Origin of the sequence: Neohoeflea coraliihabitans, assembly GCF_019334345.1 — a bacterium.
Taxonomy (GTDB): Bacteria; Pseudomonadota; Alphaproteobacteria; order Rhizobiales; family Rhizobiaceae; genus Pseudohoeflea; species Pseudohoeflea coraliihabitans.
The window spans coordinates 682,762-705,633 of the sequence record NZ_JAHWQX010000002.1; the positions used below are offsets into that span (position 1 = coordinate 682,762).

Annotated in this window: 17 protein-coding genes; 11 read left to right on the forward strand and 6 right to left on the reverse strand. The window is 62.5% G+C overall.

Annotation, left to right across the window (positions count from 1 at the left end; all coding sequences use genetic code 11):
• Nucleotides 1–96: 96 nt before the first annotated feature.
• Nucleotides 97–822, forward strand: coding sequence for a ligase-associated DNA damage response endonuclease PdeM (gene pdeM / locus KY465_RS09205; protein WP_219201748.1), 726 nt, complete (start codon nucleotides 97–99; stop codon nucleotides 820–822).
• A 4-nt stretch (nucleotides 823–826) separates the two neighbouring features.
• On the opposite strand, the gene KY465_RS09210 is transcribed toward pdeM, so the two are convergent.
• From KY465_RS09210 to KY465_RS09220, 3 genes are all read right to left on the reverse strand, one after another.
• A complete protein-coding gene (locus KY465_RS09210; RefSeq protein ID WP_255561541.1) occupies nucleotides 827–1,654 on the reverse strand; it encodes a TIGR02186 family protein in 828 nt (275 codons plus the stop codon).
• Nucleotides 1,651–2,574, reverse strand: a complete 924-nt coding sequence (locus KY465_RS09215) for a sulfite exporter TauE/SafE family protein (protein WP_219201366.1) — start codon at nucleotides 2,572–2,574, stop codon at nucleotides 1,651–1,653. Before KY465_RS09215 ends, KY465_RS09210 begins: the two co-directional genes overlap by 4 nt.
• A 148-nt stretch (nucleotides 2,575–2,722) precedes the next feature.
• Nucleotides 2,723–6,742, reverse strand: coding sequence for a peptidoglycan-binding protein (locus tag KY465_RS09220; RefSeq protein ID WP_219201367.1), 4,020 nt, complete (start codon nucleotides 6,740–6,742; stop codon nucleotides 2,723–2,725).
• A 303-nt stretch (nucleotides 6,743–7,045) separates the two neighbouring features.
• On the opposite strand from KY465_RS09220, the gene KY465_RS09225 reads away from it, so the two are divergent.
• The 9 genes from KY465_RS09225 to KY465_RS09265 all read left to right on the forward strand — a co-directional run bounded on the left by KY465_RS09225 (nucleotide 7,046) and on the right by KY465_RS09265 (nucleotide 17,597).
• Nucleotides 7,046–7,447 (forward strand): MerR family transcriptional regulator, encoded by a 402-nt coding sequence (locus KY465_RS09225; protein WP_219201368.1) that lies wholly within the window; start codon nucleotides 7,046–7,048, stop codon nucleotides 7,445–7,447.
• A gap of 471 nt (nucleotides 7,448–7,918) precedes the next feature.
• Nucleotides 7,919–9,715, forward strand: coding sequence for an acyl-CoA dehydrogenase C-terminal domain-containing protein (locus tag KY465_RS09230; RefSeq protein ID WP_219201369.1), 1,797 nt, complete (start codon nucleotides 7,919–7,921; stop codon nucleotides 9,713–9,715).
• Between the two features lie 77 nt (nucleotides 9,716–9,792).
• Nucleotides 9,793–10,962, forward strand: coding sequence for an acyl-CoA dehydrogenase family protein (locus tag KY465_RS09235; protein ID WP_219201370.1), 1,170 nt, complete (start codon nucleotides 9,793–9,795; stop codon nucleotides 10,960–10,962).
• Between the two features lie 82 nt (nucleotides 10,963–11,044).
• Nucleotides 11,045–12,253: an acetyl-CoA C-acetyltransferase gene (locus KY465_RS09240; protein ID WP_219201371.1), complete on the forward strand. Its 1,209-nt coding sequence runs from the start codon at nucleotides 11,045–11,047 to the stop codon at nucleotides 12,251–12,253.
• A gap of 16 nt (nucleotides 12,254–12,269) precedes the next feature.
• Nucleotides 12,270–14,486: a 3-hydroxyacyl-CoA dehydrogenase NAD-binding domain-containing protein gene (locus KY465_RS09245; protein WP_219201372.1), complete on the forward strand. Its 2,217-nt coding sequence runs from the start codon at nucleotides 12,270–12,272 to the stop codon at nucleotides 14,484–14,486.
• Between the two features lie 150 nt (nucleotides 14,487–14,636).
• Nucleotides 14,637–15,257 carry a 2-hydroxychromene-2-carboxylate isomerase gene (locus KY465_RS09250; RefSeq protein WP_219201373.1) on the forward strand — a complete coding sequence of 207 codons (621 nt, stop codon included), beginning with the start codon at nucleotides 14,637–14,639 and terminating at the stop codon, nucleotides 15,255–15,257.
• Nucleotides 15,258–15,386: 129 nt separating this feature from the next.
• Complete coding sequence (locus KY465_RS09255; protein WP_219201750.1) at nucleotides 15,387–16,121, forward strand: S24 family peptidase; 735 nt, start codon at nucleotides 15,387–15,389, stop codon at nucleotides 16,119–16,121.
• A gap of 127 nt (nucleotides 16,122–16,248) precedes the next feature.
• Nucleotides 16,249–16,662: a tellurite resistance TerB family protein gene (locus KY465_RS09260; RefSeq protein WP_219201374.1), complete on the forward strand. Its 414-nt coding sequence runs from the start codon at nucleotides 16,249–16,251 to the stop codon at nucleotides 16,660–16,662.
• Nucleotides 16,663–16,769: 107 nt separating this feature from the next.
• Complete coding sequence (locus KY465_RS09265; RefSeq protein WP_219201375.1) at nucleotides 16,770–17,597, forward strand: sterol desaturase family protein; 828 nt, start codon at nucleotides 16,770–16,772, stop codon at nucleotides 17,595–17,597.
• Here the strand turns inward: KY465_RS09265 and KY465_RS09270 are convergent.
• A complete protein-coding gene (locus KY465_RS09270; RefSeq protein ID WP_219201376.1) occupies nucleotides 17,594–18,391 on the reverse strand; it encodes a transporter substrate-binding domain-containing protein in 798 nt (265 codons plus the stop codon). The two genes, KY465_RS09265 and KY465_RS09270, sit on opposite strands and share 4 nt — an antisense overlap.
• Nucleotides 18,392–18,591: 200 nt before the next feature.
• On the opposite strand from KY465_RS09270, the gene KY465_RS09275 reads away from it, so the two are divergent.
• The gene (locus KY465_RS09275) at nucleotides 18,592–20,475 is read left to right on the forward strand and encodes a glycosyltransferase (protein WP_219201377.1); all 1,884 of its coding nucleotides are present in this window, start codon (nucleotides 18,592–18,594) and stop codon (nucleotides 20,473–20,475) included.
• Nucleotides 20,476–20,536: 61 nt separating this feature from the next.
• Here the strand turns inward: KY465_RS09275 and KY465_RS09280 are convergent, their stop codons facing one another.
• Together KY465_RS09280 and KY465_RS09285 are read right to left on the reverse strand one after the other, a co-directional pair.
• On the reverse strand, nucleotides 20,537–21,643 hold the full coding sequence (locus KY465_RS09280; RefSeq protein ID WP_428982992.1) for an NADH:flavin oxidoreductase/NADH oxidase: 1,107 nt from the start codon (nucleotides 21,641–21,643) through the stop codon (nucleotides 20,537–20,539).
• 24 nt (nucleotides 21,644–21,667) lie between these two features.
• Complete coding sequence (locus KY465_RS09285) at nucleotides 21,668–22,849, reverse strand: M20 family metallopeptidase (RefSeq protein ID WP_219201379.1); 1,182 nt, start codon at nucleotides 22,847–22,849, stop codon at nucleotides 21,668–21,670.
• Between the last annotated feature and the right edge of the window lie 23 nt (nucleotides 22,850–22,872).

Consider the following 22,872-nt stretch of genomic DNA (forward strand, 5'->3'; position numbering starts at 1 on the left):
TCAAGTGGAAGATCAGGGTCAGGACCCAAAGCAGGGCATACGGAAGCAGTGAATCAGGCGACATATCGGGCGGCGGCGCGCGAACCGGCAGACGACATGCGGCAAAGCGAGATTGAACTGAATGGCACGGCCGCTGTGTGTGCCTGCGAGGGCGTGCTTTACCTGCCCGGCTCACAGCTTCTCGCCGTGTCTGACCTGCATCTGGAGAAAGGCGCGGCTTTTGCACGGCGCGGCCTGTTGCTGCCGCCCTATGACACCGCAGCAACGCTGTCTCGGCTCAACGCGGCGATCACACGCTTCCAGCCGAAAGTTGTCCTGAGCCTCGGCGACAGTTTTCACGACCGGACTGGCTCCGCACATCTCCCTGACCTGTATCGCACGGCGCTTCAGGCGCTGCAGCGCGGTCGCGACTGGATCTGGATCGAGGGCAACCACGATCCTGATCCGCCTGTCGGACTGGACGGCGAGTGCTGCCGTGAATTCAATGTCGAGACGCTGGTGTTCCGCCACGAGCCGCTGCCACGGGCGACGACCAGCGAGGCGACGATGGCGGCCGGAACGGCGGGGGCCGGAACGGCGGGTGAAGTGGCGGGCCATCTGCATCCGGTCGCACGCGTCGTACGGCGCGGGAAAGGCGTGCGCCGCGCCTGTTTTGCGACGGACGGGAAGCGTATGCTGATGCCCGCCTTCGGTGCGACGACGGGTGGGTTGCTGCTCGAGCATCCGGCAATCCGGCCGTTGTTCGATCCGGCCCGTCTTGTTGCGCATCTGATCGGCGGCCAGCGCATTTATTCCATCCCGGCACGGCGGCTGGCCGGCTAAACTATCAGTCCTTGCGAAAGATGATGCTGCTCAGCCAGCCTGTCAGAATGGCGAAAGCGACCGCAAGGCAGCCATACAGAAACGCGTGTCGGTGCGCCAGATTGTAGGTGAACTGCTCGAGTCCGGTCTTGACCACGCGCAGGTGAATTCGCCGCTCCGTGACGAATTCGCCGTGCCGATAGAGCTCGGCGCGCACCGTGTGCAGTCCGACCGGAATGCTGGCGGGCAGCCGGACCGAGGCGCGGAACAGGCTTTGTGAAATGAACTGCACGCCGGATGGATCGCGCTGATAGAGACCACTGGCTTGCATGATGCGGCGCAGGGCTTCGCGAAATTCAGCGATGCGACTGCCATCGCCGAGTGCGCCTGTCGGACTGAGCCGGATATTGTTGATGCCGACATCATGGGCGGCGAGCGCAAGCGGCGGGGCGATCTTGTCAAGCGGACGGGTCGAGGAGATCGAATAGGAGGCCGGAATCGGCTCGAAGCTTGTCGAGTGCCGGTTGATCCAGATACCGGCGACCCGCTCCTTGCGGCGCACGGTTGCTGGTTTGCGCGGCCCTTCCAGCGCGACGATGACATCATAAGAGCCGATGGCGAGGAGAAACTGGTCGGCACCATCGATCGCCCCGAACACGGTGATGTCCGCGCCGGAGAAGTCCGATGCGATCGCTATTTCGTGGGTGGAGATGCCGATATCGAGCCGCTCGGTGAATTTCGGCGCCCCCGTCCGGGTTGGTGCAGACCCGGCAGGGCCGGGCTGGGCGATCGCCACACCCAGTTCTGCCGACAGGACGACAAGCGCGCCCGCGATCAAGCGCCAGCCGTTCATCCGAACCCTCCCGTGACCACGGAGTAGATCTCGTCGGGCGGGATGACCAGGTCCAGCCCGAGGCGGATGCCGACCGCCAGAACCAGCAGTGCAAGACCGGCGCGCAATTGCTCGCCGCGCATCTTCTGGCCGACCCGCACGCCGTACTGGGCACCGACCACACCGGCAATCATCAAGAGGCCGGCAAGGACGATATCGACGGCATGATTGGCCGTGGCCTGGACAATGGTGGTGAAGGCGGTGACGAAGATGATCTGGAACAGCGACGTTCCGATGACGACATTGGTCGGCACGCGCAGCAGATAGATCATCGCCGGAACCATGATGAAACCGCCGCCGACCCCCATGATCGAGGTCAGCATGCCAATCGCAAAACCCAGCACCACAACCGGTATGACACTGAGGTAAAGCCGGGAGCGCTTGAAGCGCATCTTCCAGGGCAGACGATGGACCCAATTGTGCTGCCCGGGCTTGCGGAAGGCGACGGTCTCGTTCCGGGCCGCGCGGCGTAGCGAGAGAACGCTCTCCCACAGCATCAGGCCGCCGACTGTGCCGAGAAAGACGACGTAGAGCAGCGAGATGATCAGATCGAGCTGGCCGAGCCGGCGCAAGGTAATGAAGACCTGAATGCCGACCGTCGCCCCCAACAGACCGCCGACCAGGAGAACGGCGCCCAGCTTGACGTCGAGCGTGCCGCGGCGGAAATGCGTCAAAGCACCGGATACGGAGGAGGCCACCACCTGGTTGGCACCGGTGGCTACGGCGACTGCCGGAGGGATGTTGTAGAAGATCAGCAGGGGTGTGATCAGAAAACCGCCGCCGACGCCGAACATGCCAGAGAGGAAACCGACAGCCGCGCCCATGCCGAGAATGACAAAGATATTGACCGACAATTCGGCAATCGGGAGGTAAATCGACACCTGACGCTCCGGAACATCTCGACCATGAACGCGGATCCGGCCGGACTTCTTCAGGCGTTTTGCGCGTTTCGACAGGCCAAGTCAAATTTGTAGGCGGATCATGGCAAACAACGCTCGATCCGTTTTCTCTGGCGCCGGCGGCAGGCTTTTAACCGTTGCGCTCCAACAGCTTGCGGACGAGAGCGTCGGTCACCTTGCCATTCGGCTCAAGTCCCTCGGCCTTCTGGAAGGCCTTGATCGCTGCCACTGTCTTGGCGCCCATAATGCCATCCGGCTTGCCGGCATCGTAGCCATTATTGTTGAGGATCGCCTGAATGTTTCGGATCGCCTTGGTCATGTCGACCGAAGCCGTGCGGGTCTCGGTCCCCTGCCACTCCGGCGGAATATCGACAATATTGGCGGCACGGTCGAGTTCACCGGCCTCGAAATCGGCCACGAGCTGGCGGGCCGCCTCGGCCTGATCGGGTTGCAGGGCGTTGAACACTTCGTCGCGCTTGGCTGCCGCGTCGCTGTCGCCTTCGGCTGCGGCAACGGCGAACCACTTGTAGGAACTCTCCAGATCGCGCGCGACGCCATCGCCGCGGGCGTACAGAATTGCGAGATTGACCTGACTGTCGCGGACGCCGAGTGCGGCGGCGCGTTCGAACCAGCGCGCAGCGGATTCGAAATCCGGTGCTGCACCGGCGGTGGCATAAAGGACCGCCAGGTTGTGCATGGCGCTGGCATTGCCCTGCTCGGCGGCAAGCTGGTACCATTTCTTGGCAGCGCTGACATCACGCTTCAGGCCGCTGCCCTTTTCGAAAAAGTTGGCGAGACGGTATTGCGACGGCGCATGGCCGAGATCTGCGGCACGCTGGTACCAGCTGGCGGCACGAGACAGATCGATTTCACTGCCGCGGCCCTCGGTAAAGCGGGCGCCGATCTCGTAAAAGGCGATCGGATCGAGGTCCTCGGCGGCCTGACGCAGACTGCCGGGAACCATGTCCTGCGGAAGCGCATCGAGATCGGCGATCAGGGCGGCGCGGTCCTCGCTCTCGCCGGTTGCCTCTGTGAGGACAGCGGCGGGTTCGTCGGCGACCGCTTCGGTGGGTGCCGTCAGCGCAGCCGTCTGCATGTTTGAGACCTCGGCTCGGGAAGCCGGCGCGCCCTGATCGGTTGCGATTTCGGCCGGATCCTCGGGCTCGACGACCCGCACCGGCGGCACGGTCACGGCAGGGCTGGAGGCGGCGAGGGACGGCGCAGCCGCGTCGGGTGAGGCGGCAGGTTCGCTGCTCGCCGGCGCATCGGACGTATCTTGCGGCGCTTGTGCTGCCTGCTCGACCACCGGTGAAGTCTTCGCTGCCTGCTGCGGGCCGTCCTCGCTGGTCAGCAGATCGGCAAGAAGGGGCATGCTCATTACGGCCAGCAACACCGCGCCGACGGCCATCAGGATCGGCTTTCGCCGCTGCTTGATGGCGCCTGTGAGCCCGGTGCCGCTCTGTTTGCTGCCGCGACCGCCGGACAAGGTTTCAGCTTCTGCAGCCGCTGCCTGTGCCGCGCGACGGGCGGAAGCAAGAAATTCAGCGCTCGTCGCGCTTCTTGCATCGCCGCGGCCGCCTTCCGCCTGCGATTCGCGCACGCGCTGCAGAATCCGGTTGATGTCCGGCGCGCCGGAACCGGGCTCCAGCGGCACATTGGCGATTGCCTCGTCCAGTTCGAGATCCGGCTCAAGCGGAGGCGTTTGTTCTTCCGTGAAGCGCGGTTCGTTCGCCGGAGAAGCATCATCGCGCTTCTTTGCGCGGATGCGAGAGGTTAGTCCGGCAAGGAAGGACTTGCCGCCGTCTTCCGTTGCGGCCTCGTCTGCATCGTCGCTTTGCTGAGAGCGTGTGTCCGAACTGGCGAAGTCAGCCGCCATCGCAGCAGCCTCAGCCGGTGAACGCGCCGGCGCATTATCGTCAAGCGGTCCTTCGTTCTCATGCGCGCTGGCGTCGGCGTGAGCAACTTCGTGGTCTTTGTCCGACGCCAGAGCATCGGCGCGCGGCATCCGAGCGGCGGCAACGTCTTCCGACTCGGGCAACCGGCCAGCCGGTACGGACTGCAACCGCTCAAGCCGGTCGGCAATCTTGTAGAGCGTCTCCTGGACACCTTCGAAGGCGCGAAGGTTGCGATCATCGCTCTGACGAGCCACGGTTTCCAAAGCCTTCAGATCGTCGGCCAGGGCGGTGATGATCTCAAGATTGTCGATGCCCGGTGTGCCCGGCCCGCCCTGCCCCGGCCTGGCAGTACCGGCATAGGCAGAAAGGGCGGCGTCGGCAGCCTGGCGGGCCGCCTCGATGATGTACTCGTCATTCGTTGCCAGGCTCTCCTCGATGCCCTCGAGGCGGCTGTCAATTCGCGCGTACCCGTCCGCGGACGGGGTGGCGGAAATCTGTCGTGACAGATTGGCGATCTGATCTTCGAGACTGCGCAGTGCCTCGTCGCCTTCGACACCAGTGGCGGTCCCGGCACGATCGAGCTTTGCCGAGATTTCCGCGAGATGTGCCTCCAGCGCTCCAACGAGAGCGGTGTCGCCGCTCGCCGCCGGACGATCGAGCCGCGCGGCGATGTCATCGAGACGCGCTTCGACCTGCTGCAAGGCTGGCTCGACAGTGTTGGCGGCCGGTGCGGCGGCTTCATTGAGACGCGCGGATATTTCTGCAAGGCGGGCGTCAAGCGATTGCATGCCAGGCAGCGGATCGCTGATCGTGCGCTCCTCAACCCGGCCGATCAGCGCCTCGAGCCGGCCAATCACGGCATCGGGCACGTTCCGGTGCTGTTCGGCCTGATCCTGCAGAGCGTCGATGCGGATAGCCAGATCATCGAGACGGTGGGCGAGATGCTCACCGATTTCGTTATTGCCGACATGTTCCAGCCGTTCGGCGATGGTCGCGATGTGGTGCGTAAGTTCCGGAAGCGCCGCATTGTTCGCCGCCTCTCCATAGCCTCTTTCCACCAATGACTGCAGATCCGCGAGGCGCCGATCGAGACGGCCCACAGCGTCTTCGTCGGATATGCGGTCGAGACGGGCGGCTACCGCTTCCAGACGGGCGCCCATTTCGCCCCCGGCATGATCGCCGTGCATGGCGTCAAGTCTTTCCGCGATGGATGCGATGCGCGTTTCCAGGCGGTCGAACGGCGCAGCGTCAGTGGAGCGGCCGCCCTGATCCTGCAAGGTGACGACCGCACCGGCAATCTCGTCGAGACGCTCGCCGATCGCCTGGAAATATTCGACGAACTGGCCGGGTGGCATTTCGGAACGGCGCGCCAGTTCCTCGATTGCCGCCGAGATCGTTTCGATGCCGGATTCCAGTTCGTTCGACGCTGGCGAGGCCGGCAGGTTGGACACGACGTCGCGAATGTCATCGACACGGTGCGCGAGCTTGACGAGATCGTCGCGCACACCTGCAATATCGATATCGGCGACCCGGCTCTCGACACTCTCCCAGCGATTGTGAAGGTCACGGATGCTGTCTTCCCGGGCGAGCCCGTCGATCATCAGGCGCAGCGAATCGAGATCGAGGCGGAGCTTATCGATGTTGCCCCCCGATTGGCCGAGGCTCTCTACCCGCTCGGCGATGCTCGCCAATTCACGATTGAGGCTGTCCGGCAGACCGAGCTCCCGCGATTGAAGGGTGAGATCGCGAACTTCGTGGCGGATCGCCCCGAGTTCGCGGGTCAGACTGTCGCGTATTTCCGCTTTCAGTTCCTGCCGCATGGCGGCGATCGAGCCCGCCAGGTCGCGCAGCCCCTCGCCGCTGTCCCGCGTCGTCGTCGGGCTGGACGAGCTGCCCGCGCCCGGCGAAAGGTGAGAGGAGGTGTCGCCCCTGTACAGGCTGCGCGCATCCGTGGTCCGCGCAGCGCGCGGGGGTGTTTCTGTACGGCGACCGGCAATCTGGTCCTGGCGTGCGCGAATGGCGGCAAGCGGATCGGTATTTCCAAGTCCGGGCAAACGGGCGGGGTGCGCCGCCGTTGCCGGTTGGCGCCCGGGCGCTCGGGGCGAGTCGCGATGCGTTGGTTCAGAGGTTTTACGGCCACTCTGTCCCATCATTTGCTCGAGGCGCGCTTCCAGACCCTCGATGGTCCGGTTTAGAGCTTCCAGCGATGGGCCCCGACCGTCGGCCTGCCTGTCGTAGTTGCGCGATCCGTTCATTGTCCTGCCCGCTCCACCCGATGTGCGACTGCCGTCTGACCGGGTTTTCTCGGCTATCTCGGTGCATCGAAGCGGTCAGTCACCATGATGCTCCGTGCCTTGGAAATTCTACCTGACCCGGGGAATCCAGCTTGACCCCTTGCACCGCACATTCTGTTAAACATGGTAAACAAGGTGTTAACCAAGGTTACTTTTTTCTGATTGCAGCGAGATTTTTTTGGCGACTTGCGATGCCGAACCGCCTAAGTTGCCACGCATCTGGGACCTGCGCTGGATCCGCCGAGCTGCGGATGAATTGATTCTATGAACGACAAAGACGCCGAAAACGACGACGCAATCTTCCGGATCGGCGACCTTGCGAAAGAATTCGACGTCAGCCTGCGGACCCTGCGCTTTTACGAGGACAAGGGACTTCTGCGTCCGGACCGTGATGGTGTCACGCGGCTTTACAGCAAGCGCGACCGGGCGCGGCTGAAACTGATCCTTCTTGGCAAGCGGCTTGGCTTCACCCTGGCAGAAGTCAAACGGATGATCGAACTTTACGATCCGCACGGCAAGAACGAGACGCAGTTGAAAGTGGCCCTCGAAAAAGGCGAAGCGCAGATGCGTGTGCTCGAAGAGCAACGGGCGCACATCGAGACGGCCATCGGCGAGTTGCAGCGGACGATCGACATCGTCCGGGACATGCTTGGCGGCAAGCGCTAAGCCCGGCCCGAACCGTCTGCGCCCGGGCGCGATCCACTAGCAAAAATCAGGAACAATCCGGTACGGACGCGGCCAGCGCTACTCACTGTGCCTGCGCCGCCAGCGGCTGAGTTCGCCTTCCTCCCGACACGGAACACGGTGCGGAATGCGCCGATAGGGGCTCGGAACACTGGCCTTTTGCGAACGCGGAACCATATCAGGTCCATGGCGATCGCAAGGCAGCACGGCCGCGTGGGAATGGCAACGTATTGTCTGCGGCACATGGCCGTAAAACATTCGGGATTTTTAGCCTCGTCTGCGTCGATTTCCTTGAAAAATCGCTTATTTTTCCGAGTTGCAGATCGAAACTAGCAGAAAACGCCTCAATCCAGAATTTTTTACGTTTACGCAAACGTCAAAATTCGCTATGCATCCGACAGAGGTCCAGACCGGGAGATCAGGGCCGACGCGGACAACCAGGTGAGGATTTCGATGCCCGTTTTCAAAGCCCCCGTCGACGATACGCTTTTCATTCTGCACGAAGTGCTCAATCTCGACCGCTACGCCAACATGCCGGGCTTCTCCGATGCCAGCGCCGATGTGGTCGAGGCAATCATTCAGGAAGCAGCGCGCTTCTCGGAAGAAGTCCTGTTTCCGCTTAATCAGGTGGGCGATCAGGAAGGCTGCAAGCGCAGCGATGATGGCTCGGTAACGACCCCGACGGGTTTCAAGGGCGCCTATGACGCCTACCGGGAAGGTGGATGGCTGGGCCTGCCTGCCGATCCGGAATATGGCGGCCAGGGTCTGCCCTATACCCTGCACACCGCGGTGGGCGAGTACATGTCGGCGGCCAACATGTCGCTGATGATGTATCCCGGCCTGACCCAGGGCGCCATCGCCGCAATTCAGGTGCATGGCACCGACGATCAGAAGTCGGCGTATCTGCCAAAAATGATCGAGGGCGAATGGACCGGCACGATGAACCTGACGGAACCGCATTGCGGCACCGATCTCGGTCTTCTGCGCACCAAGGCCACGCCGAATGGTGACGGCAGCTACAAGATCTCAGGACAGAAGATCTTCATTTCCGCCGGCGAACACGACATGGCTGACAACATCATCCATCTGGTGCTGGCCCGCATCGAAGGTGCCCCGGAAGGCACCAAGGGGATTTCGCTGTTCATCGTGCCGAAGTTCGTCCTCGACGACAATGGCGCGCCGGGGGATCGCAATGGCGTGACTTGCGGTTCTCTTGAAGAAAAGATGGGCATTCACGGCAATTCGACATGCGTGATGAATTATGACGAAGCGACAGGCTATCTGATCGGTGGCGAGAACGCCGGGCTGCGGGCGATGTTCGTGATGATGAACGAGGCGCGCCTCGGAGTGGGTCTGCAAGGTCAGGCGGTTTCCGAGGTCGCTTATCAGAATGCCGCCGAATATGCGCGCGAACGTCTGCAAGGGCGGGCGCTGTCCGGGGCGAAGGCTCCCGAGCAGAAGGCCGATCCGATCATCGTGCATCCCGATGTGCGGCGCACACTCATGACCATCCGCTCGTTCAACGAAGCGGGCCGGGCCTTCCTGTTGTGGACGGCACTGAAATCGGACATCGCGCATCGCTCGGAAGACGAGGGTGATGCACAGGCGGCAGACGATATTCTCGGGCTGGTGACCCCGGTGGTCAAGGGCGTGCTGACCGACCGCGGATTTGATCACGCGGTGATGGCGCAACAAATCTATGGCGGGCACGGCTACATCGAGGAATGGGGCATGAGCCAGTATGTCCGCGACGCGCGTATCGCCATGATCTACGAAGGGGCCAATGGTATCCAGGCGCTTGATCTTGTTGGCCGCAAGCTGGGCATGAACAATGGCCGTGCAGTGATGGCGCTGTTCAAGGAGATCGGCGATTTCTGCGAGGCCAATCGCGGCGACGAAGCGATGACCCCGCATACCAAGGCGATCAAGAAGGGTCTTGGTGATCTGCAGGCTTCATCGATGTGGCTGATGGAAAACGGCATGAAAGATCCCGACAATGCCGGGGCTGCTTCGACAGATTTCATGCATCTGTTCGGTCTCGTTGTGCTCGGCTACATGTGGGGTCTGATGGCCAAGGCAGCCAGCGACAAACTGGCCGAAGGCGCCGGTGAGAAGGCCGCATTCTACGAGAACAAGCTGACCACGGCACGGTTCTTCATGCAGCGTGTGCTGCCGGAAACGGCCCTGCGGCGCGCCAGGATCGAAACCGGCGCTGAATCGATGATGGCGCTGAAAGCCGAGGCGTTTTAAGCGCGGCTCTGACGCCTGGTTGCAGCTCTTGCCGCAGCATTGATGCGGACTGCACCCCTCGATGGAGGATCGAGACAATGACACGGCCACAAGATGTTCTTGGTGTACCACAGCCGATGTGGATGGATGACGATGTCGTCATGCTTTCGGATATGGCCAATCGCTGGCTTCAGGCGGAGATCGAGCCGGACTACGAGCGCTTCGAAAAGCAGGAAATGGTCGACCGCAGCGCCTGGGAAGCCGCCGGTGCCGCGGGGCTGCTTTGCGCCTCGATGCCGGAAGAGTTCGGCGGTTCAGGCGGCACCTACGCGCATGAGGCAGCCATCACGGAAGCGCTCGGGCATGTCGGCGTCGATGGTTTCGGCATTGCCTTGCACAATGCCATCGTGGCCCCGTACATCCTGCATTTCGGCTCCGAGGAGCAGAAACGCAACTGGCTGCCGCGCATGGCCACGGGCGAGTTGATCGGCGCTATCGCGATGACGGAACCGGGTGCGGGATCGGATCTTCAGGGCGTCAAGACAACCGCCAAGAAGGACGGCAACCATTATGTTCTCAATGGCTCGAAGACGTTCATCACGAACGGCCAGCACGCCAATCTGATCATCGTTGTCGCAAAGACCGATCCGTCACTGGGCGCCAAGGGCACGTCGCTGATGATCGTCGAAACCGACGAGGTGGAAGGTTTCCGGCGCGGCCGCAACCTCGACAAGGTTGGCCTGAAGGCCAATGACACGTCGGAACTGTTTTTCGATGATGTGCGCATTCCGACAGCCAATCTGCTCGGCTCCGAAGAAGGCCAGGGATTTATCCAGCTGATGACGGAATTGCCACAGGAGCGCTTGCTGATCGGCAATCAGGCCATCGCAATGATCGAGCGGGCGCTCGCCGAAACCATTGCCTATGTCAAGGAACGCAAGGCGTTCGGCAAGGCGGTGATGGATTTTCAGAACACCCAGTTCAAGCTTGCCGAACTGAAGAGCGAAGCCCATATGGCGCGGGTGTTCGTCAATCATTGCGTCGACCTGCATCTGAAAGGCGAGCTGGATGCGGCGACGGCCTCGATGGTCAAGTATCTGACGACCGATCTGCAATGCAAGGTGGTCGACGAATGCGTGCAGCTGCACGGCGGCTACGGCTATATGAACGAATATCCGATCGCCCGCATGTTCCGGGACGCGCGCGTTCAGCGGATCTACGGCGGCACCAACGAGATTATGAAACTGCTGATCGCCCGCAGCCTCTGACAGGCGCAGGCCAAGTCAAACCAATCTCCGGTCGCCCGACACCGCGGCGAGCGGCAAAGAACCGACAGTCAAGGGAGTTCCCATGCCAGACGCTTTCATTTTCGATCATGTGCGCACGCCGCGCGGCCGCGGCAAGAAGGATGGCAGCCTGCACGAGGTACCGTCGGTGCGGCTCGCCGCTGGCGTGCTCGATGCCCTGCGCGAACGCAACGAGCTACCGACGGACAAGGTGGATGACGTCATTCTCGGCTGCGTTGACGCGGTCGGCGAGGCCGGCGGTGACATCGCCCGTGCCGCGGTTTTCGAAGCGGGCTATGCCACCGAGGCGCCAGGCATGCAGATCAACCGCTTCTGCGCGTCCGGCCTTGATGCGGTCAATTTCGGGGCGGCCAAGATTGCCCAGGGCGCCGACGATATCGTCATTGCCGGCGGCGTTGAATCCATGTCGCGCATCGGCATCGGCGCACAAGGCGGCGCATGGTTCATGGATCCCTCGGTCAATCTGCCATCCTACTTCATGCCGCAGGGTGTTTCGGCCGATCTGATCGCCACCAAATACGGCTTCTCGCGCGATGATGTCGACGCTTATGCGGTCGAGAGCCAGAAGCGGGCTGCCAAGGCCTGGGAAAAGGGCTATTTCGACAAGTCAGTCGTGCCGGTAACGGATGTCAACGGTCTGACCATTCTCGCCCGTGACGAGCACATGCGGCCCGGCACCGACATGCAAAATCTCGCCAGCCTCAACGCATCGTTTCAGATGCCGGCGGAAATGGGCGGCTTCGGCGCTGTCGCAATCCAGGCGCATCCGGAGGTCGAGACGCTCAATCACGTCCACCATGCCGGCAACTCATCAGGCATCGTCGATGGCGCCGGGGTGGTTCTGCTCGGCTCGAAGCGCGGCGGCAAGAAGATGGGACTGACCCCACGGGCGCGCATCAAGGCCTTTGCCAATATCGGCTCCGACCCGGCGCTGATGCTGACCGGGCCGGTCGATGTCACCGAGAAGCTCCTGAAGAATGCCCGTATGAAGCTGACAGATATCGATCTGTTCGAGCTGAACGAGGCCTTCGCGGCGGTGGTGCTGCGCTATTGCCAAGCCTTCGACATTCCGTCCGACAAGATTAATGTCAATGGTGGCGCCATTGCCATGGGGCACCCCCTCGGAGCCACTGGAGCGATGATCCTCGGCACTGTTCTTGATGAGCTTGAACGCCGCGATCTCAACACGGCCCTCGTCACCTTGTGCATTGGTGCCGGCATGGGCACGGCTACGATCATCGAACGCGTCTGAGCGAGGAGAAAGTTACATGACCGATTACACCAACTTTTCATTCGAGACTGACGCCGACGGTATTGCGCTGATCACGTGGGACATGCCCGACAGGTCGATGAACGTGTTCACGCTTGAGGTTCTCGAGGAACTCGATGCGATGACCGACCGGGTTGTGGCAGCGGACGACATCAAGGGTGTTGTCTTCACCTCCGGCAAATCAAGCTTCTCGGGCGGTGCCGATCTGACGATGATCACGGCCATGTTCGAGACCGCCAAGAAGGAAATGGCCAAGGACCCGGAGGCGGCGCAGCAGATCATCTTTGATCTGGTCGGCCGTATGACCTGGCTGTACCGCAAGATCGAAACCTGCGGCAAACCGTGGGTCTCGGCGATCAACGGCACCTGCATGGGCGGCGCGTTTGAATTGTCGCTGGCCTGCCACGGCCGGGTCGCGGCCGATGCGCCGTCGGTCAAGATGGCACTGCCGGAAGTCAAGGTTGGCATTTTCCCGGGCGCCGGCGGCACGCAGCGTGTGCCACGCCTGACCAACGCACAGGATGCGTTGCAGATGATGACCACCGGTCAGTCGCTTGATCCGAAGCGCGCCAAGGCGATGGGGCTGATCCACGAGATCGCCGAGCCGAAGAAGCTGGTCGAAACGGCCAAGGCGATGATCCGCGACGGCCTCAAGCCGGTGCAGCCCTGGGACGAAAAGGGCTTCAAGGCACCCGGCGGTCCCGTCTGGTCGAAGCAGGGCGCGCAATTGTGGCCGGCCGCCTCGGCGATCCTCAGGCGCGAGACGCAAGGCAACTACCCGGCGGCAACTGCCATTCTGAAATCGGTCTTTGAAGGTCTGCAGGTGCCGATCGATCTCGGCCTGAGAATCGAGCAACGCTATTTCGCGCATATCCTGCAAACGCCGGAAGCGCGGGCGATGATCCGCTCGCTGTTCATCTCGCTGCAGGAATTGAACAAGGGCGCGCGCCGTCCCGATGACGTCAAGCCGACGAAACTGCGCAAGATCGGGGTTGTCGGTGCCGGCTTCATGGGTGCCGGCATTGCCTATGTCACGGCCAAGGCCGGCTTGCCGGTGGTGCTGATCGATCGCGAGATGGCGGCAGCCGAAAAGGGCAAGGCCTATTCGGAGAACCTCGTCAAAAAGGGCGTGCAGCGCGGCAAGACGAGCAAGGAGGCCGGCGAGAAGCTGCTGTCGCTGATCACGCCGTCGACCGACTATGCCGATCTCAGTGACGTCGATCTGGTGATTGAGGCGGTGTTTGAGGACCGCGAGATCAAGAAAGCCGTGACCGAGGCGGTCGAGGCGCATATCCGGCCCTCCTGTATCTATGCCTCGAATACCTCGACGCTGCCGATCAGCGGCCTTGCGAAAAACTCCAAGCGGGCGAAGAATTTCATCGGCATTCATTTCTTCTCGCCGGTCGACAAGATGATGCTGACCGAGATCATCCTCGGGCGGCGGACCTCGGACAAGGCGCTTGCCGTGGCGCTGGACTATGTGGCGGCGATCAGAAAGACGCCGATTGTCGTCAACGACACGCGCGGCTTCTTCGTCAATCGCTGCGTGCTGCGCTACATGAACGAAGCCTACAACATGCTGATCGAAGGCGTGCCGCCGGCGATGATCGAGAACGCGGCGAAAATGGCCGGCATGCCGGTCGGCCCGTTGTCGCTCAGCGACGAGGTGGCAATTGACCTCAACCTGAAGATCATGCGTGCCGCCATTGCCGATCTCGGCGACAAGGCGGTCGATCCGGGCCATCTCGAACTCATCGAGACCATGGTCGAAAAGGAAGGCCGGCTCGGGCGCAAGAACGGCAAGGGCTTTTATGATTATCCGGAGAAGCCGGCGAAGAAGCACCTGTGGCCGCAGCTGAAGACCCTTTATCCGCAGCAGGATGCCGATGCCATCTCGATCGAGGAACTGAAGGCTCGCTTTCTGGTCACCATCGCGCTGGAAGCGGCCCGCACCATGGAGGAAGGCATCGTCACTGACCCCCGCGAGGCTGACGTTGGCACCATTCTCGGCTTCGGATTTGCGCCTTACACCGGCGGCGCGCTGTCGTATATCGACGAGATGGGCGCCGCTGATTTCGTCGCGTTGTGCAAGCGTCTGCAACGGAAATATGGCAAGCAGTTCAAGGCACCGAAGCTGCTCGTCGAGATGGCGGAAAAGGGTCAGACCTTCTACGAGCGGTTCGACCCCTATGGCAGCCAAAAGGTGGCCGCCTAGGGGGGTCGCCGGATCGCCTTGGGAAATGACGGGCCTTCGGGCCCGTTTTCCATGGGGGAAAGCCGACATTCGGGCCGGTTGCCGCGGCCGGCTTGCCAGTGCGCGCCGCAAGGCGCAATCTGCTGCGAGACATTGCCCTGGGAGTTCCATATGGCGGCCATCGATTATTACTTCTACAGCGCCTCCCCCTTCACCTATCTCGGTCATCGCCTGATCTGCGACGTTGCGGAGCGGCACAAGGCCGAATTGCGTTTCAAGCCGGTCAATCTGGCGCGCATCTGGGAGGTTTCGGGGGCCAAGCCGCTCCAGGAACGGCCAGCTGTGCGGCAGCGCTTGCGATTGATTGAACTGCAGCGCCTGGCCAGTTTTCGCAATGTGCCGCTGAATCCGAAACCGAAGCACTTCCCCGTCGACGCATCGCTGGCCGATTGCGTGGCCATCGCATTGCATCAAGATGGCCAGGATCCACGTTATTTTGTCGGCAAGGTGCTGGCCGGCGTGTGGGCCGAAGAGGACAATGTCGCCGATGAGGCCGTGCTCGCCTCCTACCTGTCGCAGTGTGGTTTCGATCCGGTCCCTGCGCTTGCCGAGGCGAAAACCGAACGCATCAAAGATATTCGGGACCGCAACTCACAGGAGGCGGTGGAAGCGGACGTCGTTGGCGTGCCAGCTTACGTCTATCAGGGCGAGCCGTTCTGGGGTCAGGATCGTATCGAACATCTCGATGCGGCCTTGGCGAGCGGCAGAGCGGCCTTTCGAGTGCCCTCCTGAGGTCGCTTGTCGCGATAAAGCGGACCCGGTGCTGGCGGTGATTTTCGAGGACAATTTTCCTATTGGCCTTTACGATGGCGTGTGCATTCGGCTAGTATGGCGCTTCGAATGACAACAACGGACATCACGATGCTTTCGCATGACCGCATCTGGGAGGCGATCGACAGACTGGCGGCATCGCACGGGCTGACCGCTTCCGGTCTGGCGCGGCGCGCCGGACTTGATCCGACATCTTTCAACAAATCGAAGCGCTGTGGCAGTGACGGTCGGGCCCGGTGGCCGTCAACGGAATCGCTGTCCAAGGTGCTGCAGGCCACCGGCAGTTCCCTGGACGCCTTTTTCGAGCTTAACGGAGCGGCAGCGCACGATCATGCTGACGCAGAACGGTCGGCGGGAGAGGGAAAACAGGCTGAGACAGGCAAGATGCCGGAGAGCGAAGACCTTATCCCGCACGGGCTCTTTCCGCCGCAGCAAAGTTCCATTCCGCTGCTGGGCTTTGCTCAGGCCGGTGCCGGCGGGTTTTTCGACGATGGCGGTTTCCCGGCCGGCCAGGGCTGGGACATGGTGGATTTTCCGGCGCATCCATCGGCCGGGACCGGCGTCTACGCGCTTGAGGTGCAGGGCGACAGCATGATGCCGTTATACCGGGATGGCGACATCCTGATTGTCGAACCGGGTGCGCAGGTGCGGCGCGGCGATCGTGTCGTGGTGCGCTCGCGCGAGGGCGAGGTGATGGCCAAGGTGCTGCAACGCAACGGGCCGCGGGGCATCGAACTGACTTCCCTCAATCCCGATCATCCAAACCGGAGCTTCAAGCCCAGCGAGATCGACTGGATGGCGCGCATCGTGTGGGCCAGCCAGTAGCTGCGTGGCCGCACCGCAATTGCAGGGGTTTTGCGCGGACTCTATGTCCCGGGCACCTGGCCTGGTCTTGTGGCCCGGCCTGCGAATACCTATTGTCTGATCACCCGCAAAGATCCGGAAGGTCAGCATGTCCAAGCAAGTCACCCCGCAGGAAGCCCTGATCTATCTGATGGTCATGATGTCTGCCGTCGATACGGCGATGAACGATGCGGAAATGGCGCGAATCGGCCGGCTGGTGCAGTTCCTGCCCGTCTTCAAGGGTTTTGACGAGAACCGTCTGGTCGATGTCTGTCGCGATTGCGCCCGGCTGCTCGAGGGTCCGGAAGGGTTGGACATCGTGCTCGAGGTGATCCGTGACACGGTGCCGCACCGGCTGATCGATACGGCCTATGCGCTGGCGGTCGAAATCGCCGCTGCTGACTACAACATCCAGCAGGAGGAAATCCGGCTCCTGCAGCTGCTGCGTGACCGCCTGGGTCTCGACAAGCTGACCTGCGCGGCGATCGAGCGTGGCGCGATGGCCCGTTTCCGGCACGCCTGACTGCCGGCGCCGACCTGACATCACCGTTTCGTGTCTGGAACGATGGTGACTTTGCCTCAAGATGATGTGGCGAGACGGTGCGCTTTGCATGGTCAATGAGGAACAGCATGGACGAGCTTTCACTATTCGGCTTCAGCGAGCCGCTTGCGCGCCTGGGCGCCTTTGCCACCATCTTCCTGGCCCTGACGGTGCTCGAACTGGCGGCACCTCGGCTTGAACGGGCGGAACTGGCGGGCGCATTGAAATCGCGGCGCTGGTTTACCAATCTGTCGATCGTTCTTCTGTCGTCGCTGGCCTTGCGTCTGGTCTTCCCGCTGGCGGCCGTCGGTACCGCGCTGTGGGCGCAGGAGGCTCAGATCGGCCTGTTTGCGCATCTCGCCCTGCCCGGCTGGCTGGCTGGCCTCATCGCCTTTGTGGTACTCGATTTCGTTATCTGGCTCGAGCATCTGGCAAGTCACAAATGGTCCCTCTTGTGGCGCATCCACCAGATGCACCATGCGGATACCGGGATCGATCTGACGACGGCGCTCCGCTTCCATCCACTCGAAATCGTCCTGTCGATGGTCTGGAAAGCAGCCATCATCATCGCGCTGGGTGCCCCGCCCATTGCTGTCCTTTTGTTCGAGATCGTTTTGAACGGAGCGGCGATGTTCAACCATGCCAATCTCTACCTGCCGCCATCCGTTGACAGAGTGCTGCGCCTGGTGATCGTCACGCCCGACATGCACCGCACCCATCATTCCACGGATCGGCGCGAGACCGACAGCAATTACGGCTTCAACTTTTCGTTCTGGGATCGCCTGTTTGCCACTTATACGGCACGACCGCGGCGGGGAGAGAGAGATATCGAGGTCGGGCTGAAGGAATGGCGCGGGAAGGAGCCGATGCAATTGTGGTGGTCGCTGCTGCTGCCGTTCCGGCACCGGGCGCGTTAGTACAATCCGGCAGGGAACCATCGCAGATAGAGTTCGGCAAAGCGTCCATTGCGGTTGAGCTGCCACAGGGCATGGTCGAATGCGGCGGCCAGCTCCTTGTCTTCAGGGGCAACGGCGATGGCGAGACCCTCGCCAAGGAAGTGCGCGGAACGATAAGGCCCGCCAAGGAAGCGGCAGCAGCCCGCCGCAGCACGGCTTTGCAGCCAGAAGGACAATTGCACGCCATCTGCGAAAAGCGCATCGACATTGTCCTCGCGCAAGGCATCATGCGCCCATTGGAGGCGCTCGAAGGTGACGGGCCGCAACGCCGGAAACCAGCTGCGCAACATCGCCTCATGCGCCGAGCCGGCGATGACACCGACCCGTTTGCCATCCAGCGCCATGATGACCTCAGCGTCGGCACTCTGCATTTTGTCAGGGACGACAAAGCGCGCCGGCAGCTCGAGATACGGGCGGGTGAAGCGAAAGGAATTGCGCGTCTCGGCGGTGACAGCGGTGCCGGCTATGATGGCTTCACCCTGGCCGCTGGTGAGCGCCAGTTCCAATTCGGTCCAGGGAAGCGCCTGAATCTGGCAGACTTCGAGAGCCTCGAGCACCTCGCAGATGGCGCGCGCCAGATCGACGTTGAAACCGGCAAGCCGCTGCGACTGATCGAGAAAATTGAACGGTGGAAAATCAACGGTGGTGAGAAAGCGAAGCCGCGTTCGCGTCGACAGTTCAGGGGCGCTGAGGCGCTCATCCGGATCGACGTAGTTGGGGATTTGCGGCGCGGCCGCAAGCGGTGTGACGAGCATAAGAAGGCATAAAAATGCACTCACCCACCGGAACGGGCCGCTTTCCCCCCTCAATGGCAGGGATGCCCCATTTGCAGCTTCTGCTACCATCACGGTTGTACGTCTCCCCTTCCCTCTTGGTGTGTAGCAGAGTCATGGCGCCAAACAAGCCAGTGCCCACCGTCCCGTCTGCCGGAGCAAGCCGCGCGCATCTGCGGTTGGTGAGCGATTTTGCTTCCGACGCCGGTTCTGACCCGGCCCTTGAGGAGGAGGTTCATCTCTTCAAGAGCTGCGGCCTGGGTAAACCGGCCATCTGCGCTGCCGCGCGCGCAGCGCAGTACAATGGCACGAGCGTCGAAGCCGAATTGCTGGCCGCCGGGACCCTCGACCCCGATGTCTATTACCGTTGGTGCGCACAGCAACTCGGTGTTCGTCATCTCGAGCATATCGAGCCCGACAGCCTGCTCGTCAACCGCCATGCCGACATCCTTTTGCGCCGGAACGGGCCGGTGCGGGCCGTGGTGGATGGGGAGGTCCTGACGGTCATCACGCCAACCGCACGCGATTTCGCGCGTGAAAAAAATCGCGTGCTGGTGCACCCGAACATCAAAAGGCGATTGGCGGTGGCGGCGCCCGACGTCATCCGCCGGGCCGTCTGGCAGGCTGGTGAAGGCGAGCGCATTCGCATGACCACCGGTGCGCTGCATGAGCAGCATCGGCGCGCCAGTGCCCGCGACGTCGTGTCGGGTGGGCAGGCCTATGTGCTGGGTCTGCTGCAATGGGGTGTGCTGGCTGCGGTGCTGTTCTGGCCGCGGGCAAGCCTGCTGGGCGCGCATCTGGCACTGACGGTTTTCTTCCTGGTGTCGAATGGATTGCGTCTGACGGCAGCCATTGTCGGACGGCGGCCGCCGCGACCGGACCTTGGCAATTGCCTGCCGCCCGGCCTGCCGGTTTACACCATCCTTGTGGCTCTGAAGGATGAGGCGGCAATGGTGCCGCAACTGACGCGCGGGCTTGCACAATTGCACTGGCCCAAGAGCCGCCTGGACATCAAGTTCGTCTGCGAAAGCGACGACGAAGCGACGATCGCGGCTCTCAAGGCGCATGCCCGCGGACCGCAATACGAGATCGTCCTCGTACCGCCGCACGGGCCGGCCACCAAGCCAAAGGCCTTGCAATATGCCTTGGCGGGCGCTCGGGGTGAGTTTCTGACAATTTATGATGCCGAGGACGTCCCGGCGCCGGCGCAATTGCTTGAGGCCTGGACGCTCTTCCAGAAGGGCGATGAGACGCTCGGCTGCGTTCAGGCGCCGCTGGCCGTTGCCAATTACCGCAGGAACTGGCTTACCGCGTTGTTTGCTCTGGAATACGGCGGCTGGTTTCGCGGTGTGGTTCCCATCCTGTCGCGTTGCCGTCTGCCGATTCCCCTGGGCGGTACGTCAAATCATTTCCGCACGGCGACGCTGATCGCCATAGGTGGCTGGGATCCCTATAATGTCACGGAGGATGCGGATGTCGGCTTTCGTCTCAGCATGGCCGGCTACCGAACGCAGGCGGCGCATTTCGCGACAATTGAAGCGGCCCCCGAGACGCTCGGAGTCTGGATGAAACAGCGCAGCCGCTGGCTGAAAGGCTGGGCCCAGACCTGGCTCGTCCTGTTGCGGCAACCGCTGCGCCTGTCGGCATGCTTTGGCGTATCCGGTTCTGTGATGATGCAGGTCATCATCGGCGGCATGCTGATCTCGGCCCTGGCGCATCCGCTGATGTATCTGCTGGTCGGTGGGGTATTGGTGCAACATTGGGTCGGGGTGGCCTTCGATCCGCTGCGCAGCACGCTGTTGGCTGTCGATGTCTTCAATATTCTCGGCAGCTATCTCAGTTTCTGGCTGCTTGGCAATCAACTGACATCGGTCGAGCGCCAGGGAATCGGGTGGCGGCGCATCCCGATGGTGCCGCTTTACTGGCTGGCGATGTCGGCATCCGCCTGGACTGCGATCGGAGAATTGCTGTGGCGGCCACACCACTGGTCCAAGACGCCGCATCCGGCGCGTCAGGATGACACGCCGGATGCGGCCGATAAGAACGGCAGTCAACAGCCCGGCTAGAGGGTCAGGTTGGCCACGAGCGCGGTTCTTCGGGAACCGCCAGGCTGGCCAGATCGCCTGGCTAGGAGTTTCCGAAGTCGGCCCCGGGCCAGACGGCCGGCGCGGCACGCTGGTACTGGACAGGTCTTGCGACCTCGGCGCCAAGCGCCCGCGCAGCCAGCCAGCCCCAGTGCGGGTTGTCGAGAAAGGCGCGTCCGAGAGCCACCATGTCTGCCTGGCCGGAACTCACCGCCTCTTCGGCCTGCTGCGGCGTGGCAATGAGCCCGACAGCGCGTGTCGCAAGGCCTGAGGCCTGGCGCACCGCTTCGGCCATGGCCAATTGATAGCCCGGAAAGACCTCGGGCCGCGCCGTGGCCGAAATTCCGCCGCTCGACACACAAACGAAATCGACACCAACGGCCTTCAGTTGCACGGCAAAGGCGCAGGCGTCTTCAAGGGTGATGCCGCCATCCACCCAATCACGCCCCGTGATCCGCACGCCCAGCGGCCGGTCGTCCGGCCAGACCTCCCGTACCGCCTTGATCACGAGCAGCGGATAGCGCATGCGCGCTGCAAGGCTGCCGCCAAACTCGTCCTCACGATGATTGGCAATTGGCGAGAAGAATTCGTGCATAAGATAGCCATGTGCTGCATGCACCTCCAACGCGTCGAAGCCAAGTCGCAGAGCGCGGCGCGCGGCGGAAACATGGGCATCACGGATGCGGTCGAGATCCGCGCTCGTCATAGCCCGCGGCGTATGCCAGCCATCGGCAAACGGCTGTGCTGAGGGAGCGATCGTCTCCCACGGCTGTTCATCGCTGCCAAGTGGACCACCGCCTTCCCAGGGCCGCTGTGCGGAAGCCTTGCGTCCGGCATGGCCGATCTGGATGCCAAGGCGCGCATCGCCATGCGCCCGGCAATGGGCGACCACGCGGCCGAGCGCTTGTTCGTTGGCGTCGGAATACAGACCGAGATCGCCGTGCGAGATCCGACCCTCGGCCGACACGGCGGTCGCTTCGACCACCAAAAGTCCGGCGCCGGATGCGCTGAGCGTGCCCAGATGCTGCAGATGCCAGTCGGTGGCGCTGCCATCCTCGGCGCTGTACTGGCACATCGGCGAGACGACAATGCGGTTTTCAAGCTCAAGCTTTTTCAGGCGGAGGGGGGAAAACAGGGAGGTTGGCAAGATGGTGCTCCTGATCGTCTTTGCCGCTCAGTCGACGGCAAGGGTTTGAAACGTTTTCGACATTGCCATTGCATGCATCAAGGCGGCGCGCGGGGCGATGGTCGAGACGAGAATATGTTCGTGCAGCGCATGCGCGCCGCCACCGCTGCAACCGAGACCATCGAGCACGGGCTTTCCAAGCGCCGCGGCAAAATTCCCGTCCGAGACGCCGCCGCGCGAGGCTTCGGCCATCGGCAATTTCAGATATTTCGCCAGCGCACAGGTGGCTTCATAGAGCCGATGTACGGCGGGAGAGCGCACGAAGGGCGGGCGGTTCAACCCGCCTGAGACGTGCAGCGCGATATCCTTGCCGACGGCGCGACGATCGAGCATTTCAGCAATCAGACGCTCGGCCGTCGGCATGTCCTCAACCCGCATATCGATTTCAATGGCCGCATGATCCGGCACGACATTGGCCCGTGTTCCGCCGGCCACCGTTCCGACATTGAAGCTGGCTGCGGGTTCGGTGTCGTTGAGGCTCTCGATCTGCAGAATATGCTGGGCGATTTCTCGAATGGCGCTGCGCCCGTCGGCGAGATTGCCACCGGCATGCGCGGAGACCCCTTGGGCGACCAGCGAGAACCGGGCCCATCCCTTGCGCGCCGTCACCACCGTGCCGGCTGCGCCGACGGACGGTTCGGGGACCAGAACCAGGGCGGCCTCCCGAGCAAGCTCTTCGATCGTGTCACGCGAGGTCAGGCTGCCAATTTCCTCGTCTGCATTGAGATAGACGATGATTGGCCGGGGCGGTATCAGGCCGGCAGCCGCGATGCGACGCACCGTTTCGGTGGCAAGATAGGAGCCGGCCTTCATGTCGAAAATGCCAGGCCCAAAGACCTGATCTCCCTCGCGCCGCACCGGTCGCTCGGCCAGGGTGCCGGCATCCCAGACGGTATCGACATGCCCCATGAACAGCAGCGGCGCGCCAGAGACACCGGCCGGAGCGTAGCGCAGGATCAGTTGTCCGCCACAGCCATCGCGTCCGGGAACGCGGCGGCGCTGCACCGGCAGGCCTTCGAAGCTCGCCTCGACACTGTCGAGCAGCACGTCGATCAGGTCCGGACGGTCGCTCGGAGTTTCCATCTCGACCCAATCGACGATGCCGCGCAACAACGGCGCCGCGTCGATGGCTTCGCTGGGCGGCAGATCGCTTTCAAATGACAACGTCATGCGCCTGCGCCTTGCAGGAGCGT